Raw genomic sequence first — 19,706 nt, forward strand, 5'->3', positions numbered from 1 at the left:
GGTCCCCCGCCGACCGGCGCGGAGCCGTCGCCGGCCGGTCAGCTCGGTCGGGCGTCGGGCAGGGTGACGCCGGTGAGCTGCGCGCAGTAGGCCAGCAGGTCCTCCCCGAGCGGGGCGAGCCGCGACGGCGACGGCCGCCAGTCGCGGGCGCTGACGTACCGGCCGCTGACCAGCACGTCGGGGTCGGTGCCCACGGCGAGGCGCACCTGGGCACGAGCGGCGTCGTCGGGGCTGGTCGGGGCGGTCGCACCGCCCATCCGGGTGCGCACCCAGCCGGGATCGAGGGCGTTGCTCAGGGTGGCGGGCCAGCGGCGGGCGACGGCGACGGCGAGCGCCAGGTCCAGCAGCTTCGAGGTGGCGTACGCCTCGACGCCGTCGAAGCGGCGGGTGTCGTACCGCAGGTCGCCCAGGTCGGCGAGCCCGTCGGCGGCCATCGCCGACGACACGAACACCAGCCGGCCGGGCGGCGGCAGCAACGCCGTCAGCAGGTACGGCGCGAGCACGTTGACCTGGAACGTCGACTCCAGCCCGTCCTCGGTCAACTCCCGTTCGACGGCGTCGAGACGGGCGATCCCGGCGTTGTGCACGATCGCGTCGAACCGGCCGAACGCGGCCAGCGACCGGGCGAGCGCCGTGGTCTGCGCCAGCGAGGCCAGGTCGCCGACCACCACCCCGGCCGCGTCCGGGACGGCCGCCTTGGCCACCGCCGCCCGTTGCTCGTCGCGGGCGTGCAGCACGACGCGGTGCCCGGCGGCGACGAGTCGCGCCGCGGCACACCGGCCGATGCCGTCCACCGATCCGGTGACCACCATGGTGCCCATACCGTTTCCTCCGTCCTGGCGCGACCGCACCCCGGGCAGGTCGCTGCCCTGACCGATGGGACCCGGCGTCACTTGGTGACGGCTGAACGGGGCCACCACCCGGCACGCCAGGTGGACGCCAAGTGGTGGTTGCTGTGCTGGGGGTATGAAGAGAATCCTCGCCATCGGCCTGACGCTCGCCCTCAGCGCCGGGCTGACCGTGACCGCCGCCGGCAGCGCGCTCGCCCGCCCCAACTGCGACGTGCCCGACCCGCCGTCGGCCTGCGACGACAGCCCGGTCGAGCCGACTCCCCCGCCGGTGGGCAGCGACAAGTACCCGATGGGCTGGCTGGAGTCGTGGGAGTACGTCGGTGGGGCGGTCCGGGTCAGTGGCTGGGCCAGCGACCCCAACGGCGGCCCGGTGCAGGTGACGGCGCAGACCGACGTGCCGCCGGCGGTGACCCGTCCGGCGAACCTGTGGCACGTCGAGCAGGGCGGTTTCGTCGGCTTCTCGTTCACCGTGCCGAGTTCGGCGCTGGCCGGGGTGCACACGTTCTGCGTCACCGCGAACAACGTGCCCGACGGCAGCCAGCCGGTGCCGGAGGTCGTCCCGCTGGCCTGCCCGCAGTACCGGATCAGCCCGGCGACGCCGAGCGGGCTGACGCTGTCGGCCGGCTACCAGGAGGGCAGGCGGACGCTCGACGTCACCTTCACCGACAACTCGGTGCGGGAGGACAACTACCGGATCGACCTGAGCTGGCTGCAGACCACGCCGGACGACACCCCGACCGACCCGGGGCTGCCGACCACCCCGCCGGGCGGGCCCTCGTTGCCGATCCCGCAGCCCACCTGGGGTGCGCCGATCCCCACCACGGAGGTCGGCGTCGCGCGGGCGGTCATCTACGGCACCCCGGACACCGGGCGGCGTACCTGGCACTTCACCCACATGCCGCAGGCCTTCGTGCACGTTGTGGTGGTCTCGAACGAGGCGGGGCTGACCTCCGCCGCGCTCAGCGGAGGCATCTCCACCCGCTGAGCGGGGTCCGGACGTGACGACGATCGGCGTGCTCGGCCCGGTGCGGGCCGCCCGGGACGGCACGCCTGTCGACCTCGGCGCACCCCGGCAACGCGCGGTGCTGGCCCGGCTCGTCGCCGGCGGCGGCCACGTCGTGTCGGTGGACCGGCTCGTCGACGATCTCTGGGCGGGAGACCCGCCGCCCCGGGCCCAGGCCGCCCTCCAGGTGTACGTGTCGAACCTGCGCCGCGTCCTGGAACCGGACCGTCGCGCGCGGACCCCCGCCCGGGTCCTGGTCACCGTCGCCCCCGGGTACGCCCTGCGGCTGCCGACCGCGCAGGTGGACGCCTGGCGGTTCGAGGCGGCGCTGCGGTCCGCGACGCCGGACGCCGCATCCGGTCCCGGCGCGGCGCTGGCCGTCCTCGACGCGGCGCTCTCCTGTTGGGGGGAGGGCGGCCCGTACGCCGAATTCGGTGGGGAGCCGTGGGCGGACCGGGAGGGTGAGCGGCTGGCCCGGCTCCGGTCGACCGCCGTCGAGCAGCGCGCCGGGCTGCTGCTCGAACTCGACCGGCCGCACGAGGTGGTACGCGACCTCGACCCGCACGTCCGCGAGCACCCGCTGCGGGAACAGGCCGCGATGCTGCTCGCGGTCGCCCTGTACCGCCTCGGCCGGCAGGCCGACGCGTTGGACGTGCTGCGTACCGTCCGGACGACGCTGGCCGAGCAGTTGGGCATCGACCCCGGCCGGGCCCTGCGGACGCTGGAGACGGACCTGCTACGGCAGAGCCCCCGGCTGGAGCCGGCCGTCCCCGGGCCGCCGATGCGCTGCGCTCCGGGACCGCTGCCGGTGGCCGCCGTGCCCGGCCCGCCACCGGCGGCGACCGCACCGGACCCGCACCCGGTGTGGGGGCGTACCGCGGAGCTGGCCCGGCTGCGGGCGGCGGCCGACCGGGCCGCCCGGTCAGGGCTCGGCGTCTGCTGGCTCGGCGCGGAGGCCGGGGCGGGCAAGTCGACGCTGGTACGACAGCTCGCCGGGGTCCTCACCGACGCCGGCTGGGCGACGGCGGTCGGCACCTGCCCGCCGGTGGCGGGTGCTCCCCCGGCGTGGGCGTGGCGCGAGGTGGTCGCCGCCACCAGGCGGTTCCAGTCGCCCGGGGAGACGGCGCACCGGGGCCTGCACCCGCTGCCGGACCCCGACGGGCCGGAGGACACCCGGGACGGGTACGACGAGTTCCACCTCCGTCGGGCCCTGGCCGCCCACCTGTCCCGGGTGGCCGGGCACGGCCCGCTGCTGCTGGTGGTCGAGGACGTCCACCACGCCGACGGGGCGACCCTGCGGGTGCTGCGGCATCTCGCCGCCGCGCTCGGCGACGCTCCGGTGCTGGTCGTGGTGACGTACCGGCCGGACGAGGTGCCCGACGACGTGCTGGCGGCGCGGGCGGCGCTGGCCGGGGTGCCGGCTGTCGACATCATCCTCGGCGGCCTCGACGCGGAGGCCGTCACCGCGGTGCTGCGCCGGCACGGCGTGCACGACCCTGCGGTGCTGCGTACGGTCCGGGACCGCTCGGCGGGCAATCCGCTGTTCGCCATCGAGCTGGCCGGGCTGGTCGCGGCGGAGGGGCCGGCGGCGGCGTTCGACGGTGTGCCGGCCGGCCTCGGGCACCTGCTGGCCCGCCGGCTGGCGCGGCTGCCGGCGGGCGCGCGGACGGTGCTGCGGCACGCCGCGGTCTGCGGTGTGGAGGTCGACGTCGACCTCCTGCTCGCGGTCGACGGTGGCCCGGAGGAGCCGGTCCTGGCCGGGCTGGAGGCCGGGGTGACGGCTGGCCTGCTCGTCGAACCCGCGCCGGGGCGGGTGCGGTTCGCCCACGCCCTGATGCGTGACGTGATCTACCACGGTCTCCCGCTGCTGCGCCGGACCCGGCTGCACGCCCGCGTTCTCGCCGTGCTCCGCGAGCGGCGGAGCGACGACGTGCCGACGCCGGGACGGCACGCGCTGGCGGCCCGCACCCCGTCCACCGCCACCGACGCGGTGCGGGCGGGTCGCCGGCTCCGGTGATCAGGTCGTCCACCCGGGCGGTCCGCCCCGGGGTGCGGGGGCGGCTACGGGGTCCGGGGCCGCTGGAGGGCGAGGTGGTCGAGCAGCTGGGTCAGTCCGTCGTCCCGGGGTGCCACCTCCAGCGCCGGATCGTCGGCGAGGACCGCCTGTTGGAGCAGGTGCAGCCGCTTCGACGGCTCCAGCCCCAGTTCCTCCACCATGGAGGTGCGCAGCCGGTGGAAGACCGCCAGCGCCTCGCGTCGCTGGCCGCTGCGGTGCAACGCGACCATCAGCTGCGCGCACAGGTTCTCGTTGAGCCCGTGCTCGGCGATGAGCAGGGTGAGTTCGGCCAGCACGTCCTGGTGGTGGCCGAGTCGCATGCGGGCCTCGATGCACTGTTCGACGGTGGTGAGCCGGGTCTGTTCCAGCGCCTTGAGGCGGGGTTCGGCCACGGTGCCGGCGCGCACGTCGGCGAGCGCCGGGCCACGCCACAGCGCGCAGGCGCGCACCAGCAGCGCCGCCGCGTCGACGTTCTCGCCGGCCGCCAGGGCGCGCCGGCCGGCCGAGGCGAGCTGTTCGAACAGGCGCAGGTCGAACTCGTCGGGGCCGACCCGGAGCACGTACCCGCCCGGAACGGTGACCAGCACCCGCTTGGCCACCTCGGCGACCGGGACGTCGAGCAGGCCGGCGAAGCACTTGCGGATCTGGAGCACGTACGTCTGGAGGGTGGTCAGCGCGCTGACCGGTGGGGACGCGCCCCACAGATCCTGGATCAGCGCGGAGACCGGCACGGTCTGGTCCGCGTTGAGCAGCAGCAGGCCCAGTACGCTGCGGGGCTTCGGGGCGGTCGGTGTGGCGGCGTGGCCGGCGTGGGCCAGCACGAGCGGTCCCAGGATCCGGATGTCCATGGCCTCTCCCCCAGAGAACGAGCTGCCTGCGTCTCGACGTGCCGCTGCGGGGACCGAACGACAACGGGAACCGCACCTGTCTCCATAGACAGGCGACAGTTACATGCGGCATTCACGTCTTTTTGCGTCGCAGTGGTACGTGGTTCGACTGAGAGGCTAGCCGGTTTCTGGACGACCGTCGTCGATTGTTCGAGCGATTTTCGAGCGATGGCGGGAACACCGAGGTCAGAACCCTCGGTGAAGCGAAAAAACAGGGCCCGGGTCGGACCCCGGCCGGAGCCCCTTCGGTGATCATCCGGCCACATCGACATCATTGATGGCCTTCATTAAAAATGGGATTTGTCGCCCCGAAGGGTCCCGACTGCCGCGCTTCGGGCGGGCAGGTTTCACCGCCGGCGCAGCGCGGCCGCCCCGACCCGCCACAGGAGGTCCGGTCGGCGCAGCCGCCCGGGGCCGGCGGTCAGGTTGACGACCTCCAGGAACGCCCGGTGCACCACCTCGTCGGTCACGGTCGCGTGCTGCACCGCCTCGGCCAGGCCACGGCGCAGCCGCCAGCCGAACGGTCGGGCGACCGTCACGTGCGGCAGGTAGCAGTCCTGCGCGGCGGAGAACTCCCAGGCGTCGTCCACCACCGCCCGGACCCGCCGGAAGTACCCGTACGCCGGTCGGTCCACCGCACCGGGTTCGGCAAGCCACTCGGCGAGCGCGAGCGCCTGCACGGCCGCCACCGAGATGCCCTGGCCGTAGGTCGGGTTGAACGAGGCGACCGCGTCGCCAATCGCCACCAGGCCGGCCGGGAACCGGTCCAGCCGGTCGAAGTCGCGGCGCACGCTGTCCGGGAAGCGGTGCACGTACACCTCGCTGGCCGGCTCGCACGCGTCGGGCAGCAACCGCAGCGGGGTGGCCGGGTTCGACCGGCAGCGCTGGAGGAACCCGTCCAGGTCGCGGCCCGGCCGCCGGTCGCCGTAGCCGCTGACCAGCGTCAGCCAACGGTTGCCCTCGACGGGGGTCATCGAGCTGGGTCCGGTGCGCGCCCGGCTCGGCGTGTGGACCGAGTACACCGCCACCTGCCCGGCCAGCCGCTGGCCGGGCTCCCGGTGGAACAGGCAGGTGGCGTAGCCGAGGTCGAGGGCCATCCGGTGCTTGTCGGGTGCGGGGTAGTCGAGCCGGCCGAGCCAGTCGGCCAGCCGGCTGGACCGTCCGGTGGCGTCCACCACGAGGTCCGCCCCGTGCCGCTCGGCGTCGGTGTGGCCCCGGGCGCGGACCAGCGCGCCGTCGACCCGGCCGGCGGTGGCGGTGAGCCCGACGGCGGTCCCTGCGACCAGGGCCACGTTGGGCAGCGCGAGGACCCGCCGACGCAGGTGCCACTCCAGGAACGGCCGGGACACGCTGACCACGCTGCCACCGCGTACCGGGACCTTGGGCCGGCCGTCGAGGAACCACTGCGCCCCGCCGGGACCGCTGGTGACCAGTTGGCCGCCCTCGCGCACCATCTGCCGCACGACGCCTGGCAGCAGCCGCTCGATGACCGTCCGGCCCCGGCCGAGCAGGGTGTGCGCCTGACTGCCGTGCGGCGCGCCACGGCGGATCACCGGGGCGTCCGCCAACTGGTCGGGCTCGACGATCCACACCTGGTCGGCGTGGTCGGCCAGGACCCGGGCGGCCACCAGTCCGGCGATGCTGCCGCCGAGGACGAGCGCGGTCCGCATCAGCGACCCAGGGCCGGCGGTGGGGGGCCGGGCCGCACCGACGCGCGGGCGACCGCCAACACGTGACCGGGCAGTTCCCGGTGGGTCACCAGGACGCCGGGGGCATCGACGGCGGCCCGCCACGCCGGCGGTGCCGGTGGCGCGGTGCGCCAGCGCAGCAGCCGGCCGCCACGCAGCCCGGTGCCGTACAGCTTGGCCACCGCCTCCTTGCCGGTCCACAGCGCCAGGAAGTCGACGCCGAGCCGCTCCACCGGCCGCCCGCGCAGCCAGTCGGTGTCCTCGGGGGCGAACCACCGCCGGCTCAGCGGCAACGCGGGCACCGGGCGCAGCGCCTCCACGTCGATGCCGACCGGCCCGTGTCGGGACACCGCCACCGCGACCAGGCCACGGGTGTGGCTGACGCTGGTGTGCCAGCCGGTGGCGACGCCGCCCAGCACCGGCGCGCCCGCCGCCGTGTGTTCCACCGCGACCGCTCCCGGCGGGGTGCCGGCCATCGCCGCGGCCGTCTCCACGAGCAGCGCGCGGGCCGTCGCCCGCCCGTCGCCCACCGTGCGGCACAGCCGCACCACCAGGTCAGCAGGCACCACGGTACGCCCCGACGGACGTACGCCCCGGGTGCCCGGCGGACCACCCGACCGCACCCATTCGATCCCCCACGGGTTCCCATTCACGACAATTGTCAGCGCACCCTGGTTAATGCGAGGATGACCGGGCCGAATTGACCATACCGAGGCGCCTGCGGGCCCGGCCCGCACTTCTCTGGACATTCACTAGAGTCTCAGTGGAGGGCCATCCGTGGCGCGTGACGACGACTACTTCCGCAAGCGGCTGCTGAACGTGCTCTGTGCCACCTGGACGGCGCAGGCGTGTTCGGTGTTCGCGCTGCTCGGACTGGCCGACCGGATCGCCGCGGGCACCACCGGCGGTGCCGACCTGGCGACCGCCGCCGGGGTGGACCCGGTGGCGTTACGCCGGCTGCTCGCCGCGCTCGCCGACGCCGGTGTCCTGCGCCAGACCGGCCCCGACGACTTCGTCCTGTCCGGTATGGGGGAATACCTGCGCACCGACGCCCCGGGTTCGGTACGCGACACGGCAGTCCTCTACGGCCAAGAGGTCTTCGCCTCGTTCGCCGGCCTGCTCGACACCGTACGCACCGGCCGCCCGGCCTTCACCGACCGCTTCGGCGAATCCTTCTACCAGTACCTGGGCGGACACCCCGAGCTGGCCGCGACGTTCAACGGGGCGATGTCCACCGCCCCGGAACCGCCACCGCCCCCCGCCCGGCTGTTCGACGACGCCCGGACGGTGGTGGACCTCGGCGGCGGCGACGGCGGCCTGCTCGCCGACCTCCTGCGGGCCCGTCCCGGGCTGCGCGGGGTCCTCGTCGAGCTGCCCGAGGCCGCCGCCCGGGCACGCGTCCGGCTCGCCACCGCCGGGGTGCTCGACCGAGTCGACATCGTCGTCGGCAGCTTCTTCGAGCAGGTGCCCACCGACGGGGACCGGTACGTGCTGCGGCGGGTCCTGCACAACTGGGACGACGGGAACGTCACCCGGGTGCTGTCCCGGGTGCGCACGGCGATGCCGGCCGGGGCGCGGCTGCTGGTGCTGGAGGAGTTGTTGCCCGCGCAGCCGCAGCGGGCCGGGGCCGGCGCGGGCACCTGGGGGGCGCCCCGCAACCGGATCGTCGATCTGCTGATGCTGGTCCTGATGGAGGGCCGGGACCGCACCGCGGCGGAGTACGGCCAACTCCTCGCCGACGCCGGCTTCGCCGTCACGGGCGTCACCGACGGCATGATCGAGGCGGTCCCCGGCTGAGCGCGGCGGTGGGCCCGGCGTCGCTCCCCGGCTCAGCGGGCGGGCCGGGTCAACAGCAGCCCCTCCTGGGCCACCGTGGCCACCAGGTCGCCGTCGCGTGCGTAGAGGCGGCCGGTCGCCAGGCCACGACCGGCCCCCGCCCACGGGCTGTCGCAGTCGTAGAGCAGCCACTCGTCGGCCCGACAGGGTCGGTGGAACCACACCGTGTGGTCGATGCTGACGCCGAGGTCACCCGGACCCCACTCGGTCGCGTGCCCGGCCACCATCGCGCTGAGCAGCAGGGGCAGATCCGAGATGAGCACCAGCGCGCCGGCGTGCAGCGACCCGTCGTCGGGCAGCCTCCCGGCGACCCGCACCCAGGCCCGGCGGTGCGCCTCGCCCGCCCGTTCCCCGACGGTCCGCGCCCCGGGCGGCGGGCCGAGGTACCTGGTCTCGAACGCGAACAGCATGTCCTGCACGGCGGCCAACCGGGCCGGCGCGTCGGCGAGCAGTTCGGCCAGGGTCGGCACCTCGTCCGGCGGCGGAACCTCGGGTGCCGGCCGCAGGTGCGCCGGCCCGACGCCGGGCTCGTGGAACGAGGCGGTCAGGAAGAAGATCGGGGTGTCCCGCTGGAGGGCGACCACCCGTCGGGTGGAGATGGACGGGCCGTCACGCAGGGTCTCGACCAGGTAGGTGACGGGCCTGCGGCTGTCGCCCGGCCGGGTGAAGGACGCGTGCAGCGAGTGCACCGGTCGACCGGGGCGCACGGTGTGCGCGGCGGCGGTCAGCGCCTGCGCGGCGATCAGCCCTCCGTACCGGCGGGTGCTGCCCCGCGTCGTACCGCGACCGGAGAACACCCCCGCGACGGGGACCAGGCGGTCCGTGGTGACCGTCGCGGGGTCGACGGGTGCCAGGTCGAGCAGTCCGACCACCTCCGCGACGACCGCCCGGGCACGGTCGGCGGCGGTCGCTGCGCCGCTCATCCGGCGAGGTACCTGTCGACCTCGTCGGCGGCGACGAGCGTGCCGTGCGGTTCCGCGCGCATCCGCTCGCCGAGCTGCGCCGCCCGCCGTCGCAGCGCAGCGGTGGTCAGGCGGGACATGCCCGCGAGCAACGCGTCCTCGGACAGGTCGGTGAACCGCACGTGCACACCGACGCCGAGCCGTTCCAGCTGGCGGCCCCAGAACGGCTGGTCGGCGTACGAGGAGCAGACCATCGTGGGGATGCCGGCGCGTACCCCGGCGGCGGTGATGCTGGCGCTGCCGTGGTGCACCACCATCGCGCAGTGCGGCAGCACCAGGTCGTAGTCCACGTAGGGCACCACCCGCAGCTCCGGCGACGTGGACGGCTCGACCCCGGCGAGGCCCCAACCCATGGCCACCAGGCCCCGCAGGCCCAACGACCGGCAGACCCGCCTGATCGACGCCATCATCGCGGCCGGGTCCGACACGTGCGTGCTGCCGAACGTCACCAGGACCGGAGGTTCACCAGCCGCCAACCATGCGGCCAGCTCCGGGTCGAGTGTGGACATGCCGGCGCGGTCCAGGTCGGCCAGGGTCAGCCGGAGGTCACCGACGATCGGACGGTAGGCGTCCCAGGTCAGGCCCGGCACCAGGGTGGGGCTGTAACCCTGCAGCTCCAACGGCCGCCGGAGCTGCTTCGGCGGCGGCGGCATCTCCGGGAGCCCGAGCTGGCGACGGAACTGGAACATCAGGTCGCGCCGGTACCGCCAGGCCCGTCGGGTGTAGTGCAGGTACGTCGCCCGGTTCGCCGCGGCGGTCGGCAGCGGGTCGACGGCCACCAGCGGATGCGGCACCACGTCGTTGGGCCGGGACGGGGTGAGGTCGTACGCGACGAGCGGGACGTCGTACGCCTCGGCCAGCGTCGCGGCCCACTGCTCGCTGACCACGGCGCAGACGATGGCCTCACTGCCGGCGGTGATCTCGATCGCCTCGTCGCCGAACCGACGGCCGTAGTCCCGGTACGCCTCGATCGTGATCTGCAGGAAGGAGTCGAGGGTGCTCTTGGTGACCCACTCCCGGCCCCGCTCGGTCTGCATCATCGACTGCTGGTTCCAGCCGACCGGCACCACGTCGAGCCCCAACTGTCGGGGCAGGTCCACCAGGTTCAGTGAGGCCGCGAGGCGTACCTCGTGGCCGTGGCGGGCCAGCTCGGCGGCGAGCGCGGTCAGCGGATAGACGTCACCGCGACTGCCGAGCGCCAGGACGGTGATGCGCATCGTCGTTCCCCTCCGGTCCTCGGTGCGGCGTCGACCCGTCGCCGGCGTCCAGGTCGGTGGAGAACGCGACCTGCCGCTGGTCCTCCAGCTCGGCCAGGCGCGCGGTCAGTCCGCGCCGGATCGTGGCGTACGCGTCGCTGCCCAGCGCGAGCCGCAGCGGGGCGGTCGGCCCGGTGGCGACGTCGACCACGGCGGCGGCCATCTTCGCCAGGTCGCCCCGGCACGGGAGGCGACCGTCCTGCGCCCGGCGACGCAGGATCGCCGCCGGGGTGCCGGCGTAGGCGGGTGAGGCGGTGGTCAGCTCCTTGCTGCGCCCGAAGAACCCGGTGTGCACGGTGCCGGGCTCGACGATCGTCACGCCTATCCCGAAGCCCTTCACCTCGGCGGCCAGCGACTCGAAGAAGCCCTCCACGCCCCACTTGGTGGCGCAGTAGACGGCCGTGCCGGGCGAGCCCCGTTGCCCGGCCATGCTGGAGATCTGGATGATCCGCCCGCCCCCCTGCGCCCGCAGGTACGGCAGCGCCGCCCGGGCCAGGTGGATGGGCCCGGTCAGGTTCGTCCGGATCTGCCTGTCGACCTGCTCGCCGCTGGCCTCCTCGGCGGCGCCGACCAGCGCGTAGCCGGCGTTGCTGACCACCACGTCGAGGCGGCCGAGCGCCTGGGCGGCGGCGTCGACCACCTGCCGGACCTGCTCCGGGTCGGTGACGTCCAGCCGGGCCGTCCACAGGGTCCCCGACGCGGGGGGCCGCAGGTCGGCCAGGGTGCCCGGGTCGCGGGCGGTGGCCGCCACCGTCTCGCCCCGGGCGAGCAGTTCGGTCACCAGCGCCCGGCCGAGCCCGGTCGAGCTGCCGGTGACGAGCCAGGTACGCGGGGACACGGTCATGCCCCGGCCCACTCCGGGACGTCCAGGATCTCCAGGACCGCGCAGGACATGGTGGCCGGCGCGCCGCCGTACAGCAGCAGGTGGTCGCCGGCGGTGAGCTGCCCGGTGACCAGCAGGTGGTTGAGGGAGAGTAGCTGGTCGCTCGCGCCGGTGTGCCCGACGCCGCGGCCGAACTGCCAGGTGGTGCGCTCCATCGTGATGCCCAGCGGTTCCACCAGGTCGTACTGCACCATGTACGCCGCCGCGTTCCCGCAGATCACCCGGGTCATGTCGGCCAGCTTGCGGTCCGCCTCGTCGAGCGTGCGGTCGATCAGGTCGAGCCGGGCCCGGTTGCGCAGTTCGTTGGCGTCGCTCAGCGACATCACGTTGGTGCGGAAGTACTCGGCCCGTTCGCGCATGTCGATCGTGCGGCCCTGGCCCGCCGCCGGGGGGTACAGCGGTTCGCCGCCCCGGTACAGCGGCTCCACCTCGGGCACCGCCACGCTGCCCACGGCGCACAGCCGGGCGAAGCCGTGGTCGCGGTCCAGCAGCAGCGCGCTGCCGGCGTCGCCCAGGATGAACCCGGGGGCCGAGTTCCACCTGTCGATCAGCGGTGAGCCGAGGTTCTCGGCCGTGGTCACCAGGACCGTCCGGTCCGCCGCCGCACCGGCCAGGTGCCCGGCGGCGATCTCCAGCGCCGCGAACACGCCGTTGCAGCCCAACCGGACCTCGAACGCGGGGGCCGCCGTGCCGACGACCTCCCGCTGGATGTACGGGGCGGGCAGCCACATCTCCGGACCCTGGTGGTAGATGGAGGCGTGCAGCACCAGGCCGATCCCGCTCGGGTCGGCGGCGGCGCGGGTCAACGCCTGTCGGGCCGCGTGCACGGCCATCTCCGGCGGCGAGACGTCCCCGGCGATGCAGGCACCCGTCAGCCGGTTCTCCAGGTAGGCGGCCGGGCTGTAGTCGCCGCGCCGGGCGGCCTGCCCGGCGTCGGTCACGGGCGGCTGGAAGACACCCAGCCCGGACAGGTGAACGTTGGTGATCTTCAACCGCGTCTCCCGGGTCGGCCGGCCACGGCGTCACGTCCGCCTTTGGCAAGGACTGTAGTGGCCCCGCGCGGGCAGGCGGTGTACCCGACCTCGACGCCGGGCTGAGGACTGCTCGAATTCCGCTGCCGCTACGACTTCAGCACCCGTGGAGGCCATGTCCGGCGCATTGACCGGCGCGAGTGTCCGTTGGTAGCTTCGGCCCACTCATTTCGGAAATATGTCGTCGACCGACGTGATGACGCCGCGGGTCGTCGGTGACAGCCGATGACGACGTCGACCGACGCCGACCCCGCCGCCCCGCGCCATCCGAGAGGAAGGTAGCTCAACCATGTCAGCCGACGAGGTCCTGGCGTTCACCATGCAGGCGCTCCGCGAGATGAACTTCTACACCGACGACACCGGCCCCGACTCCATGCTGGGACCGTCCGGTGTGGACCTCGACTCGCTCGCCGTGTCCGAGCTCGCGCTGCGGGTCGAGGACCAGTTCGGCGTGACGTTCGACGACGACGACATCGAGACGCTCGCCATCATGACGCTCGGCGAGTTCGCCGCCGAGGTGGCCCGGCGTGCGGAGCTGATCCCGCAGGCCGACGCGGCACGCGGCTGACGGCGCACCGGGGCGACCGGCGCACGGGGCGACACCCCACGTACGACCCGGTGGCGGTGACCGGCACGCCCGCGGTCACCGCCACCACCCGTGCCCCGACCCGGGTGCGCCGAGAGCGGGGGCCCCGCCGTACCGCCCACCGGCCCGGCCCGGTCAGCGCCGGCCGGCCCCACCCAACTGGCTGAACACCTCACCTGCCAGGTCGGCGACGCTGTGGCCGCCGAGCATCTTCGCGATCGGCAGCAGCATCCCCAGGTCGCGCTGGACCCGGGTCCGGACCTCCACGGCCATCAGCGAGTCCAGGCCCTGCCGCTTGAGCGGACGCCGGGTGTGCACCTGAGCCGACGGCATGCCCAGCACCTCCGCGAGGACCTGGGCCAGGTAGCGTTCCACGGCGTCCCGGTCGGTCAGCGTGCCGGCCACCCCGGGCCCCACCTGCGCGGTCCCCACCTCGCCGGCACGCGGCTGCCCGGGATGCGCAGGCGTGGCGTCGGTGACGTCCACCGGTCGCGCCGGGGCCGGGGCGGTCGGCGGCGACCCGGGGACGACGGCCGACACGGCGGCGGGTACGGCGACGGCGGCGGGTACGGGTGCCGCGACGGCCGTGGGGTCGGCGAGCAGGTCGCGCAGCAGTGGAGAGGTCGCCGCGTCCGGGTGCGCGTCCGCCCACCGCCGCCAGTCCGCCGGCAGCACCACGCCGTGGGTGGCGTCGCGGGCCAGCAGCAGGCGCAGCGCCTCGATGCCCTCCCGGGGACTGAACGTGTCCATGCCGGCCGGGTTGATCGCCCGGCCGTGCTCCCGCCCGACCCGCGCCGGCATGCCTACCGACCAGAAGCCCCAGTTCACGCTGAGCGCGGTCAGCCCGGCGAGGCGGCGCTGGTCGGCCAGCGAGTCCAGGGCCGCGTTCGCAGCCGCGTACGCGCCGAGCATCGGGGAGCTGAGCACCGCCGAGCCCGAGGAGAACAGCACGAAGAAGTCCAGCGGCTGCTCGGCGAAGAGCCGGTGCAGCACGGCCGCGCCGGTGACCTTCGGGCGCAGGACCGCCGACATGGTCCGGTCGTCCAGCTCGGACAGGGCGCGGTACTCGATCACCCCGGCGGCGTGCACCACGCCCCGGATCGCCACCCCGTCCTCGCCGTGCCGCTCCACCACCGTCCGCATCGCCTCCTCGTCGGCCACGTCGACCGCCTCGTACGCCACCCGCACCCCGTGCCGGCGCAGCTCCGCCAGCCGGTCCGCGCCGCCGGTGCCGGAAAGCGGGGTACGCCCGGTGAGCACGATGTGCCGGGCCCCCTCGCGGACCAGCCAGTCGGTGACCACCAGGCCGAGGTCGCCGAGCCCGCCGGTCACCAGGTAGCCGGCTGTCGGATCGATGCGGACCGGCCGGTGCGGGACGGGTGGTGCGGCCGGCTGCGGCGCGGTCAGCTCCCCGACGGACACCAGCACCTTGCCGACGTGCCGGGCCTGGGCCATGTACCGGAACGCGCCGACCACGTCGGTCGCGGGAAAGACGCGGTGCGGCAGCGGTTCGAGCAGACCGGCCTGCACCAGGGCCAGGGTCTCCTGAAGGATCGCGCCGAGCCGACGCGGTTCGTTGAGCCCGAGGTCCACCACGTCGACCACGAAGAACGACGCCCCGCGCGCCAGCAGCCGCAGGTCGAGCCGGGTGCCCTCGACCAGGTCACGCCGGCTCAGCTCGACGTAGCGCCCCCGGTCGGCCAGCAACTCCACGCTGCGCAGCAGGCCCTCCCCCGCCTGCGTGTTGAGCACCACGTCGACGCCCTCGCCCCGGGTGGCGTCCCGGATCTCGTCGGCGAACCCGGTGCTGCGCGAGTCGGACACGTGCGCGACGCCCATCATCCGCAGCAGCGCGCGTTTGTCCGGGCTGCCCGCGGTGGCGTACACCTCGGCGCCGCGCCAGCGGGCCACCTGCACCGCGGCCAGGCCCACCCCGCCGGTGGCGTGGTGGATCAGCACCCGTTCGCCGGGCCGCACCTGCGCCAGGTGCACCAGCGAGTGGTACGCGGTGACCATGGCCACCGGCACGGTGGCGGCCTCCTGCGCGGTGAGCCTGGCCGGCCGCCGGCGCACCAGGTGCGCGTCGACGCAGAGGTGGCCGGCGGCGGGTGAACGCAGCGAGATGGCCACCACCTCGTCGCCGGGCCGCAGTCCGGCCACGCCCGGTCCGACCCGGGTGACCGTGCCGGCGCACTCGCCGATGACGCTCGCGGGCTGGTCGGACAGGCGCGGATACAGGTCCATGGCGATCAGCACGTCGCGGTAGTTCAGGGCGAGGTGGTCGGCGCGGACCTCCACCTCGCCCGGCCCCGGCGGCCGGCGCGGCACCGGCACCAGGCGCACCCCGTCGAGCAGGCCGGGCGAGGTGACCTGGATCTGGTGGGTGACGTCGGCGTCGTCCGGCCGGGCGGTGGGCGTGGGCAGCAGGCGGGCGGCGTACCGCTGGCCGTCACGCAGCGCCACCTGGTCCTCCGGTCCGACACCTGCCAGTTCCCGGTCCAGCGCGGCGGCGAGTTCGGCGGGTGGACCCGCCGGGTCCAGGTCGACCAGCACGCAGCGCAGTTCCCGGTGCTCGTGGGCGACGACCCGGCCCAGGCCCCAGAGCGCGCCCTGCCACATCGACACGGTCCGGTCGGCGTCGCGCACCCGGTGCGCGCCCCGGGTGCCCAGCGACAGCCGGGGCGGCTCGGGCAGACCGGCGTCGGCGAGCGCCCGCAGCAGCCGCAGGACGCTGCCGCAGCCGAGGCGTTCGGCCTCCCCGGCCGCCTGCTGCGCCGACTCGGAGCCGTCGGGCTGCGCGTCCAGCGTCCAGAGGTGCACCACCTCGGTCGGCGCGAGGCCGTCGAACCCGGCCCGGACGTCGGCGAGCAACCGCCGGTACTGCGCCGGTGCCGTCGGGTCGATCTCGTACCGGTCGGCCGCCAGCCGTTGGTACCCGTCGCCCGCGAACACCCGGACGTCGGCGGGCAGGGCGGTACCGACGCCGGACCGGTCGGCGAAGACCAGCCGGCGGTCGGCCGGCCGGTGCGGGTCGGGCAGCGCCGGCAGCGGCTGCCAGCGCAGCTCGTGGAACCACCCGTCGGGGTCGCGCACCGAGTCCGGGGGCTGCAGGTACTGCAGGCGCAGTCCCTCGATCTCGACGATCACCCGGCCGTCGGCGTCGGCCACCACGAGGTCGCCGCAGACCGAGTCGGACCGCCAGGCGGTGACCGCGACGGCGTGCGCCCAGCCGGGGACGCCCGGGTCGGGGTGGACCGTCACCGCGTCGATGCCGCCCAGGACGAACGCCGACGACAGGTCCCCGGCCGGGATCAGCGACGCGAGGACCTGCCCGCAGGCGTCCAGCAGCGCCGGGTGGCAGGTGTACCCGGTCGGGTCGACCCCGGCGGGCACCTCGATGCGGCCCAGGGCCTGCCCGTCGCCCGTCCAGAGTTCCGCGATGCCCTGGAACGCGCCCCGCCACTCGTTGCCCCGGGCGGCGAACCGGCGGTAGAAGTCGACCCCGGTCAGGTGGTCGGGGCAGGCGGCGCGGGTCGCCTCCAGCGGCAGCCGACGCCGTCCGGGCGGCGCGGTGCGGGTCACCGTCGCGGTGACGTGCGTCGTGTCCGCCCCGGTCACCGCCACGTCCCAGGTGTCGGGTCCGCGCGGGGTGAACGTGGTGGACAGCGCGGGCGGCGGCTGGTCCGGACGCAGGAACAGCGCGTCGAGGTAGCGGATGTCGCGCAGCACGGGTGTCTGTCCGCCGCAGACCCCGGCGGCGGCGGTGTTCAGCAGCTCGACGTACGCGGTGCCCGGCAGGACCACGGTGCCCTGCACCCGGTGGTCGAGCAGGTACGGCTCGCGGGCCGGGTCGACGACCCGGTCCACGCGGTGCGGGGCCGGTTGTCCGGCCGGGGTCGGGGCGAGCCAGTACCGCTGGCGCTGCCACGGGTAGGACGGGAGCCGCACGTAGCGGGGCGGGGGCCCGCCGACCACCCGGTGCCAGTCGACCGGGCAGCCGGCGCGGTGCAGGGCGGCGACGGTGTCGAGCAGGCTGACCCGCTCCGGCTCGTCGCGACGCAGGCAGCCGACGGCGACACCGTCGGTCCCGGCCGCCGCCAGGGTTTCCTGGATGGCCGGCAGCAGGATGGGGTGCGGGCTGATCTCGACGAACACCGTGTCGCCCGAGCCGGCGAGGTGTGCCACCGCGGCCCCGAACCGCACCGGTTCGCGCAGGTTACGGATCCAGTAGGCGGCGTCCCACCCGGAGCCGTCGCAGGGGGCGTCGTCCACTGTGGAGTACAGCGGGACGTGACCCGCGTGGGGGGTGATGTCACCGAGGTCGGCCAGCAGTTCGTCGCGGAGCTGGTCCATCTGCGGGCTGTGCGAGGCGACGTCGACCCTGACCTGCCGGCAGAACACGCCACGCTCGTCGAGGCCCGCGACGATGGTCGCCAGCGCCTGCGGGTCGCCGGAGAGGACGGTCGAGGTGGGGCTGTTGCTGACCGCCACGGAGACGAGGTGCTCGTGGCCGGCCAGGGCGGCCTGGGCCTCGGCGGCGGACAGCTCCACCGAGTACATGACGCCCTGCCCGGCGACGGTGCGCAGCAGCCGGCTGCGCCGGCAGATGACCGCGCCGGCGTCGGCGAGGCTGAGCGCGCCCGCCGCGCCCGCCGCCGCCACCTCGCCCATGCTGTGCCCGACCACGTGGTCGGGTTCGATGCCCCAGTCGCGCAGCACCGCGCACAGCGCGGTCTGCATCGCCCACAGGGTCGGCTGGACGGTGTCGATGGACGCCGGGGCATCGGTCTCCCCGGTCAGCCGGGCCAGCAGCGACCAGCCGACCTCGGCGCGGATCACCTCGTCGCAGCGGGTGAGCGTGTCGCGGAAGACCGACGAGCGGGCCAGCAGTTCCCGGCCCATGCCGTCCCACTGCGAGCCCTGTCCGGGGAAGACGAAGACGACCGTGGGCCGGTCGCCGTCCACCGGTGCGGACGCGGTGACGCCGAGCCGGGGGCGGGACTCACCGGCGGCGTACGCCAGCAGCCGCTCGACCAGGTCGTCGGGTGACGCGCCGACGGCGGTCAGCCGGTTCTCGTGGTGGTCGCGGCGGGTGGCCGCGCTGAAGCACACGTCGCGCAACGGCAGGTCCCGTCCGCCGCCGCCCGGCCCGAGGAACCGCGCGTAGTCGGTGGCGAGGGCGGTGAGCGCCTCCCGGTCGGGTGCGGAGAGCACCAGGAGCTGCGCCGCGTCCCCGTCGGGCGCATCCCCGTCGGCGGGCGTGGGTGCCGGTGCGGTGTACTCGCCGAGCACCACGTGGGCGTTGGTTCCGGAGATGCCGAACGAGCTGACCCCGACCAGGCCCGGCCGGCCGGTCTGCGGCCAGGGGGTGCGCTCCCGTACCAGTCGTAGCCGCAGCCCCGCCCAGTCGACCGCGCCGGTCAGCTCGGCGGCGTGCAGGCTCGGCGGGATCTCCCGGTGCTGGAGCGCGAGCACCGCCTTGACGACCCCGGCCAGCCCGGCGGCCGCCTCGGTGTGGCCGATGTTCGTCTTGACCGAGCCGACCAGGCAGTGCCCGTCCCGGCCCGCGCCGGCCACCGCGCCGAGGGCACCCAGCTCCACCGGGTCACCGGCCGGGGTCCCGGTGCCGTGCGCCTCGACGTAGTCCACCAGCGCGGCGGACACGCCCGCGTCGGCGTACGCCGCGCGCAGCGTCTCCTCCTGGCCGGCCTGTGAGGGCGTGAGCAGGTAGCCGCCGGACTGGCCGTCGTTGCCGACCGCCGACCCCCAGATCACCGCGTGGACGGCGTCGCCGTCGGCCTCGGCGCGGTCCAGTGGTTTGAGCACCAGCACCGCCACCCCCTCGCTGCGGACGAACCCGTCGCCGTGGGCGCTGCCGAACTTGCACCGGCCGTCGGCGGCGAGCATCCGGGCCGCCGAGAACGGGATGGTCTCCTCGGGGGCGAGGACCAGGTTCACCCCGCCGGCCAGGGCCAGTTGGGTCTCCCCGTTGCGCACGCTCTGGTAGGCCAGGTGCAGCGCCGCCAGGCTGGAGGAGCAGGCGCAGTCCACCGCCATGCTGGGGCCGCGCAGGTCGAAGGCGAAGGACACCCGGCCGGCCAGGAAGCTGCGCGCGCCGCCGGTCGCCGCGTGCAGGTCCAGCACCGACGCGTCGTTCAGCAGGTTCCCGTACGCCGACGACATGCCGCCGACGTAGACGCCGGTGCGGGTGGTGGACAGCCGGTCGCGGGTCAGACCCGCGTCGGCCAGCGCCTCGGCCGCGGTCTCCAGCAGCAGCCGCTGCTGGGGGTCCATCCGTTCCGCCTCCCGGGGCGCCACCCCGAAGTAGCCGGCGTCGAACTGGTCGATCTGGTCGAGGAAGCCGCCCCGGCGGCTGACGATCCGGTTCGGGGTGCCCGGTCGCGGGTCGTGGTAGGCGTCGATGTCGTACCGGCTGGCCGGCACGTCGGTGATCGCGTCTGCGCCGTCGCTGAGCAGACGCCAGAACTGCGCCAACCCGTCGGCGCCGGGGAACCGGCAGCCGATGCCCACCACGGCGACCGGTGTCCCGCCCGGTGTCCCGGCCCGCGTGCGCGCCGACTCGTCCCGTCCGGTCATCCGCCCCGCCTCTCTCGGCGTCCGTGTGCTGACTGCGACCCGAGTCTTCCGGCCACCGCTCGGGAACGAC

Annotated in this window: 13 protein-coding genes; 4 read left to right on the forward strand and 9 right to left on the reverse strand. The window is 75.0% G+C overall.

The window, feature by feature from the left end; translation table 11 throughout:
* Positions 1 to 38: 38 nt before the first annotated feature.
* On the reverse strand, positions 39 to 821 hold the full coding sequence (locus tag ACN267_RS11755; protein ID WP_281898400.1) for an SDR family NAD(P)-dependent oxidoreductase: 783 nt from the start codon (positions 819 to 821) through the stop codon (positions 39 to 41).
* A gap of 145 nt (positions 822 to 966) precedes the next feature.
* On the opposite strand from ACN267_RS11755, the gene ACN267_RS11760 reads away from it, so the two are divergent.
* Together ACN267_RS11760 and ACN267_RS11765 are read left to right on the forward strand one after the other, a co-directional pair.
* The gene (locus ACN267_RS11760) at positions 967 to 1,836 is read left to right on the forward strand and encodes a hypothetical protein (protein ID WP_421488637.1); all 870 of its coding nucleotides are present in this window, start codon (positions 967 to 969) and stop codon (positions 1,834 to 1,836) included.
* A gap of 13 nt (positions 1,837 to 1,849) precedes the next feature.
* Complete coding sequence (locus tag ACN267_RS11765; RefSeq protein WP_421488638.1) at positions 1,850 to 3,871, forward strand: BTAD domain-containing putative transcriptional regulator; 2,022 nt, start codon at positions 1,850 to 1,852, stop codon at positions 3,869 to 3,871.
* Positions 3,872 to 3,915: 44 nt separating this feature from the next.
* On the opposite strand, the gene ACN267_RS11770 is transcribed toward ACN267_RS11765, so the two are convergent.
* The 3 genes from ACN267_RS11770 to ACN267_RS11780 form a co-directional block, all read right to left on the reverse strand.
* Complete coding sequence (locus ACN267_RS11770; RefSeq protein ID WP_204960976.1) at positions 3,916 to 4,758, reverse strand: AfsR/SARP family transcriptional regulator; 843 nt, start codon at positions 4,756 to 4,758, stop codon at positions 3,916 to 3,918.
* Between the two features lie 386 nt (positions 4,759 to 5,144).
* The gene (locus ACN267_RS11775; RefSeq protein WP_204960975.1) at positions 5,145 to 6,467 is read right to left on the reverse strand and encodes an FAD-dependent oxidoreductase; all 1,323 of its coding nucleotides are present in this window, start codon (positions 6,465 to 6,467) and stop codon (positions 5,145 to 5,147) included.
* Positions 6,467 to 7,051 carry a 4'-phosphopantetheinyl transferase family protein gene (locus tag ACN267_RS11780; RefSeq protein ID WP_421488639.1) on the reverse strand — a complete coding sequence of 195 codons (585 nt, stop codon included), beginning with the start codon at positions 7,049 to 7,051 and terminating at the stop codon, positions 6,467 to 6,469. Before ACN267_RS11780 ends, ACN267_RS11775 begins: the two co-directional genes overlap by 1 nt.
* Positions 7,052 to 7,262: 211 nt before the next feature.
* On the opposite strand from ACN267_RS11780, the gene ACN267_RS11785 reads away from it, so the two are divergent.
* The gene (locus ACN267_RS11785; protein ID WP_421488640.1) at positions 7,263 to 8,282 is read left to right on the forward strand and encodes a methyltransferase; all 1,020 of its coding nucleotides are present in this window, start codon (positions 7,263 to 7,265) and stop codon (positions 8,280 to 8,282) included.
* Between the two features lie 32 nt (positions 8,283 to 8,314).
* Here ACN267_RS11785 and ACN267_RS11790 read toward each other — a convergent pair whose 3' ends face one another.
* From ACN267_RS11790 to ACN267_RS11805, 4 genes are read right to left on the reverse strand one after another with little or no spacing between them, the layout of a single operon-like run.
* Positions 8,315 to 9,244 carry an acyl-CoA thioesterase gene (locus ACN267_RS11790; RefSeq protein WP_204960972.1) on the reverse strand — a complete coding sequence of 310 codons (930 nt, stop codon included), beginning with the start codon at positions 9,242 to 9,244 and terminating at the stop codon, positions 8,315 to 8,317.
* The gene (locus ACN267_RS11795) at positions 9,241 to 10,500 is read right to left on the reverse strand and encodes a glycosyltransferase (RefSeq protein ID WP_421488641.1); all 1,260 of its coding nucleotides are present in this window, start codon (positions 10,498 to 10,500) and stop codon (positions 9,241 to 9,243) included. The genes ACN267_RS11790 and ACN267_RS11795 overlap by 4 nt, the downstream gene beginning before the upstream one ends.
* The gene (locus ACN267_RS11800; protein WP_204960970.1) at positions 10,463 to 11,383 is read right to left on the reverse strand and encodes an SDR family oxidoreductase; all 921 of its coding nucleotides are present in this window, start codon (positions 11,381 to 11,383) and stop codon (positions 10,463 to 10,465) included. The genes ACN267_RS11795 and ACN267_RS11800 overlap by 38 nt, the downstream gene beginning before the upstream one ends.
* Positions 11,380 to 12,414, reverse strand: a complete 1,035-nt coding sequence (locus tag ACN267_RS11805) for a ketoacyl-ACP synthase III family protein (protein ID WP_421488642.1) — start codon at positions 12,412 to 12,414, stop codon at positions 11,380 to 11,382. The genes ACN267_RS11800 and ACN267_RS11805 overlap by 4 nt, the downstream gene beginning before the upstream one ends.
* 328 nt (positions 12,415 to 12,742) lie before the next feature.
* Here ACN267_RS11805 and ACN267_RS11810 point away from each other — a divergent pair, with 328 nt between their 5' ends.
* The gene (locus ACN267_RS11810; RefSeq protein WP_145920544.1) at positions 12,743 to 13,021 is read left to right on the forward strand and encodes an acyl carrier protein; all 279 of its coding nucleotides are present in this window, start codon (positions 12,743 to 12,745) and stop codon (positions 13,019 to 13,021) included.
* Between the two features lie 153 nt (positions 13,022 to 13,174).
* On the opposite strand, the gene ACN267_RS11815 is transcribed toward ACN267_RS11810, so the two are convergent.
* Entirely contained in the window at positions 13,175 to 19,636 is a 6,462-nt protein-coding gene (locus ACN267_RS11815) for a type I polyketide synthase (protein ID WP_421488643.1), read from the reverse strand.
* Positions 19,637 to 19,706 lie beyond the last annotated feature (70 nt).

The organism is Micromonospora sp. WMMD734, assembly GCF_049178975.1.
GTDB lineage: Bacteria > Actinomycetota > Actinomycetes > Mycobacteriales > Micromonosporaceae > Micromonospora > Micromonospora wenchangensis.

Bases quoted from the DNA above. Each gene is read 5' to 3' on its own strand.
- ACN267_RS11755 (WP_281898400.1), bottom strand. From the start codon at position 821: ATGGGCACCATGGTGGTCACCGGATCGGTGGACGGCATCGGCCGGTGT.
- ACN267_RS11760 (WP_421488637.1), top strand. From the start codon at position 967: ATGAAGAGAATCCTCGCCATCGGCCTGACGCTCGCCCTCAGCGCCGGG.
- ACN267_RS11770 (WP_204960976.1), bottom strand. From the start codon at position 4,758: ATGGACATCCGGATCCTGGGACCGCTCGTGCTGGCCCACGCCGGCCAC.
- ACN267_RS11775 (WP_204960975.1), bottom strand. From the start codon at position 6,467: ATGCGGACCGCGCTCGTCCTCGGCGGCAGCATCGCCGGACTGGTGGCC.
- ACN267_RS11790 (WP_204960972.1), bottom strand. From the start codon at position 9,244: ATGAGCGGCGCAGCGACCGCCGCCGACCGTGCCCGGGCGGTCGTCGCG.
- ACN267_RS11795 (WP_421488641.1), bottom strand. From the start codon at position 10,500: ATGCGCATCACCGTCCTGGCGCTCGGCAGTCGCGGTGACGTCTATCCG.
- ACN267_RS11800 (WP_204960970.1), bottom strand. From the start codon at position 11,383: ATGACCGTGTCCCCGCGTACCTGGCTCGTCACCGGCAGCTCGACCGGG.
- ACN267_RS11810 (WP_145920544.1), top strand. From the start codon at position 12,743: ATGTCAGCCGACGAGGTCCTGGCGTTCACCATGCAGGCGCTCCGCGAG.
- ACN267_RS11815 (WP_421488643.1), bottom strand. From the start codon at position 19,636: ATGACCGGACGGGACGAGTCGGCGCGCACGCGGGCCGGGACACCGGGC.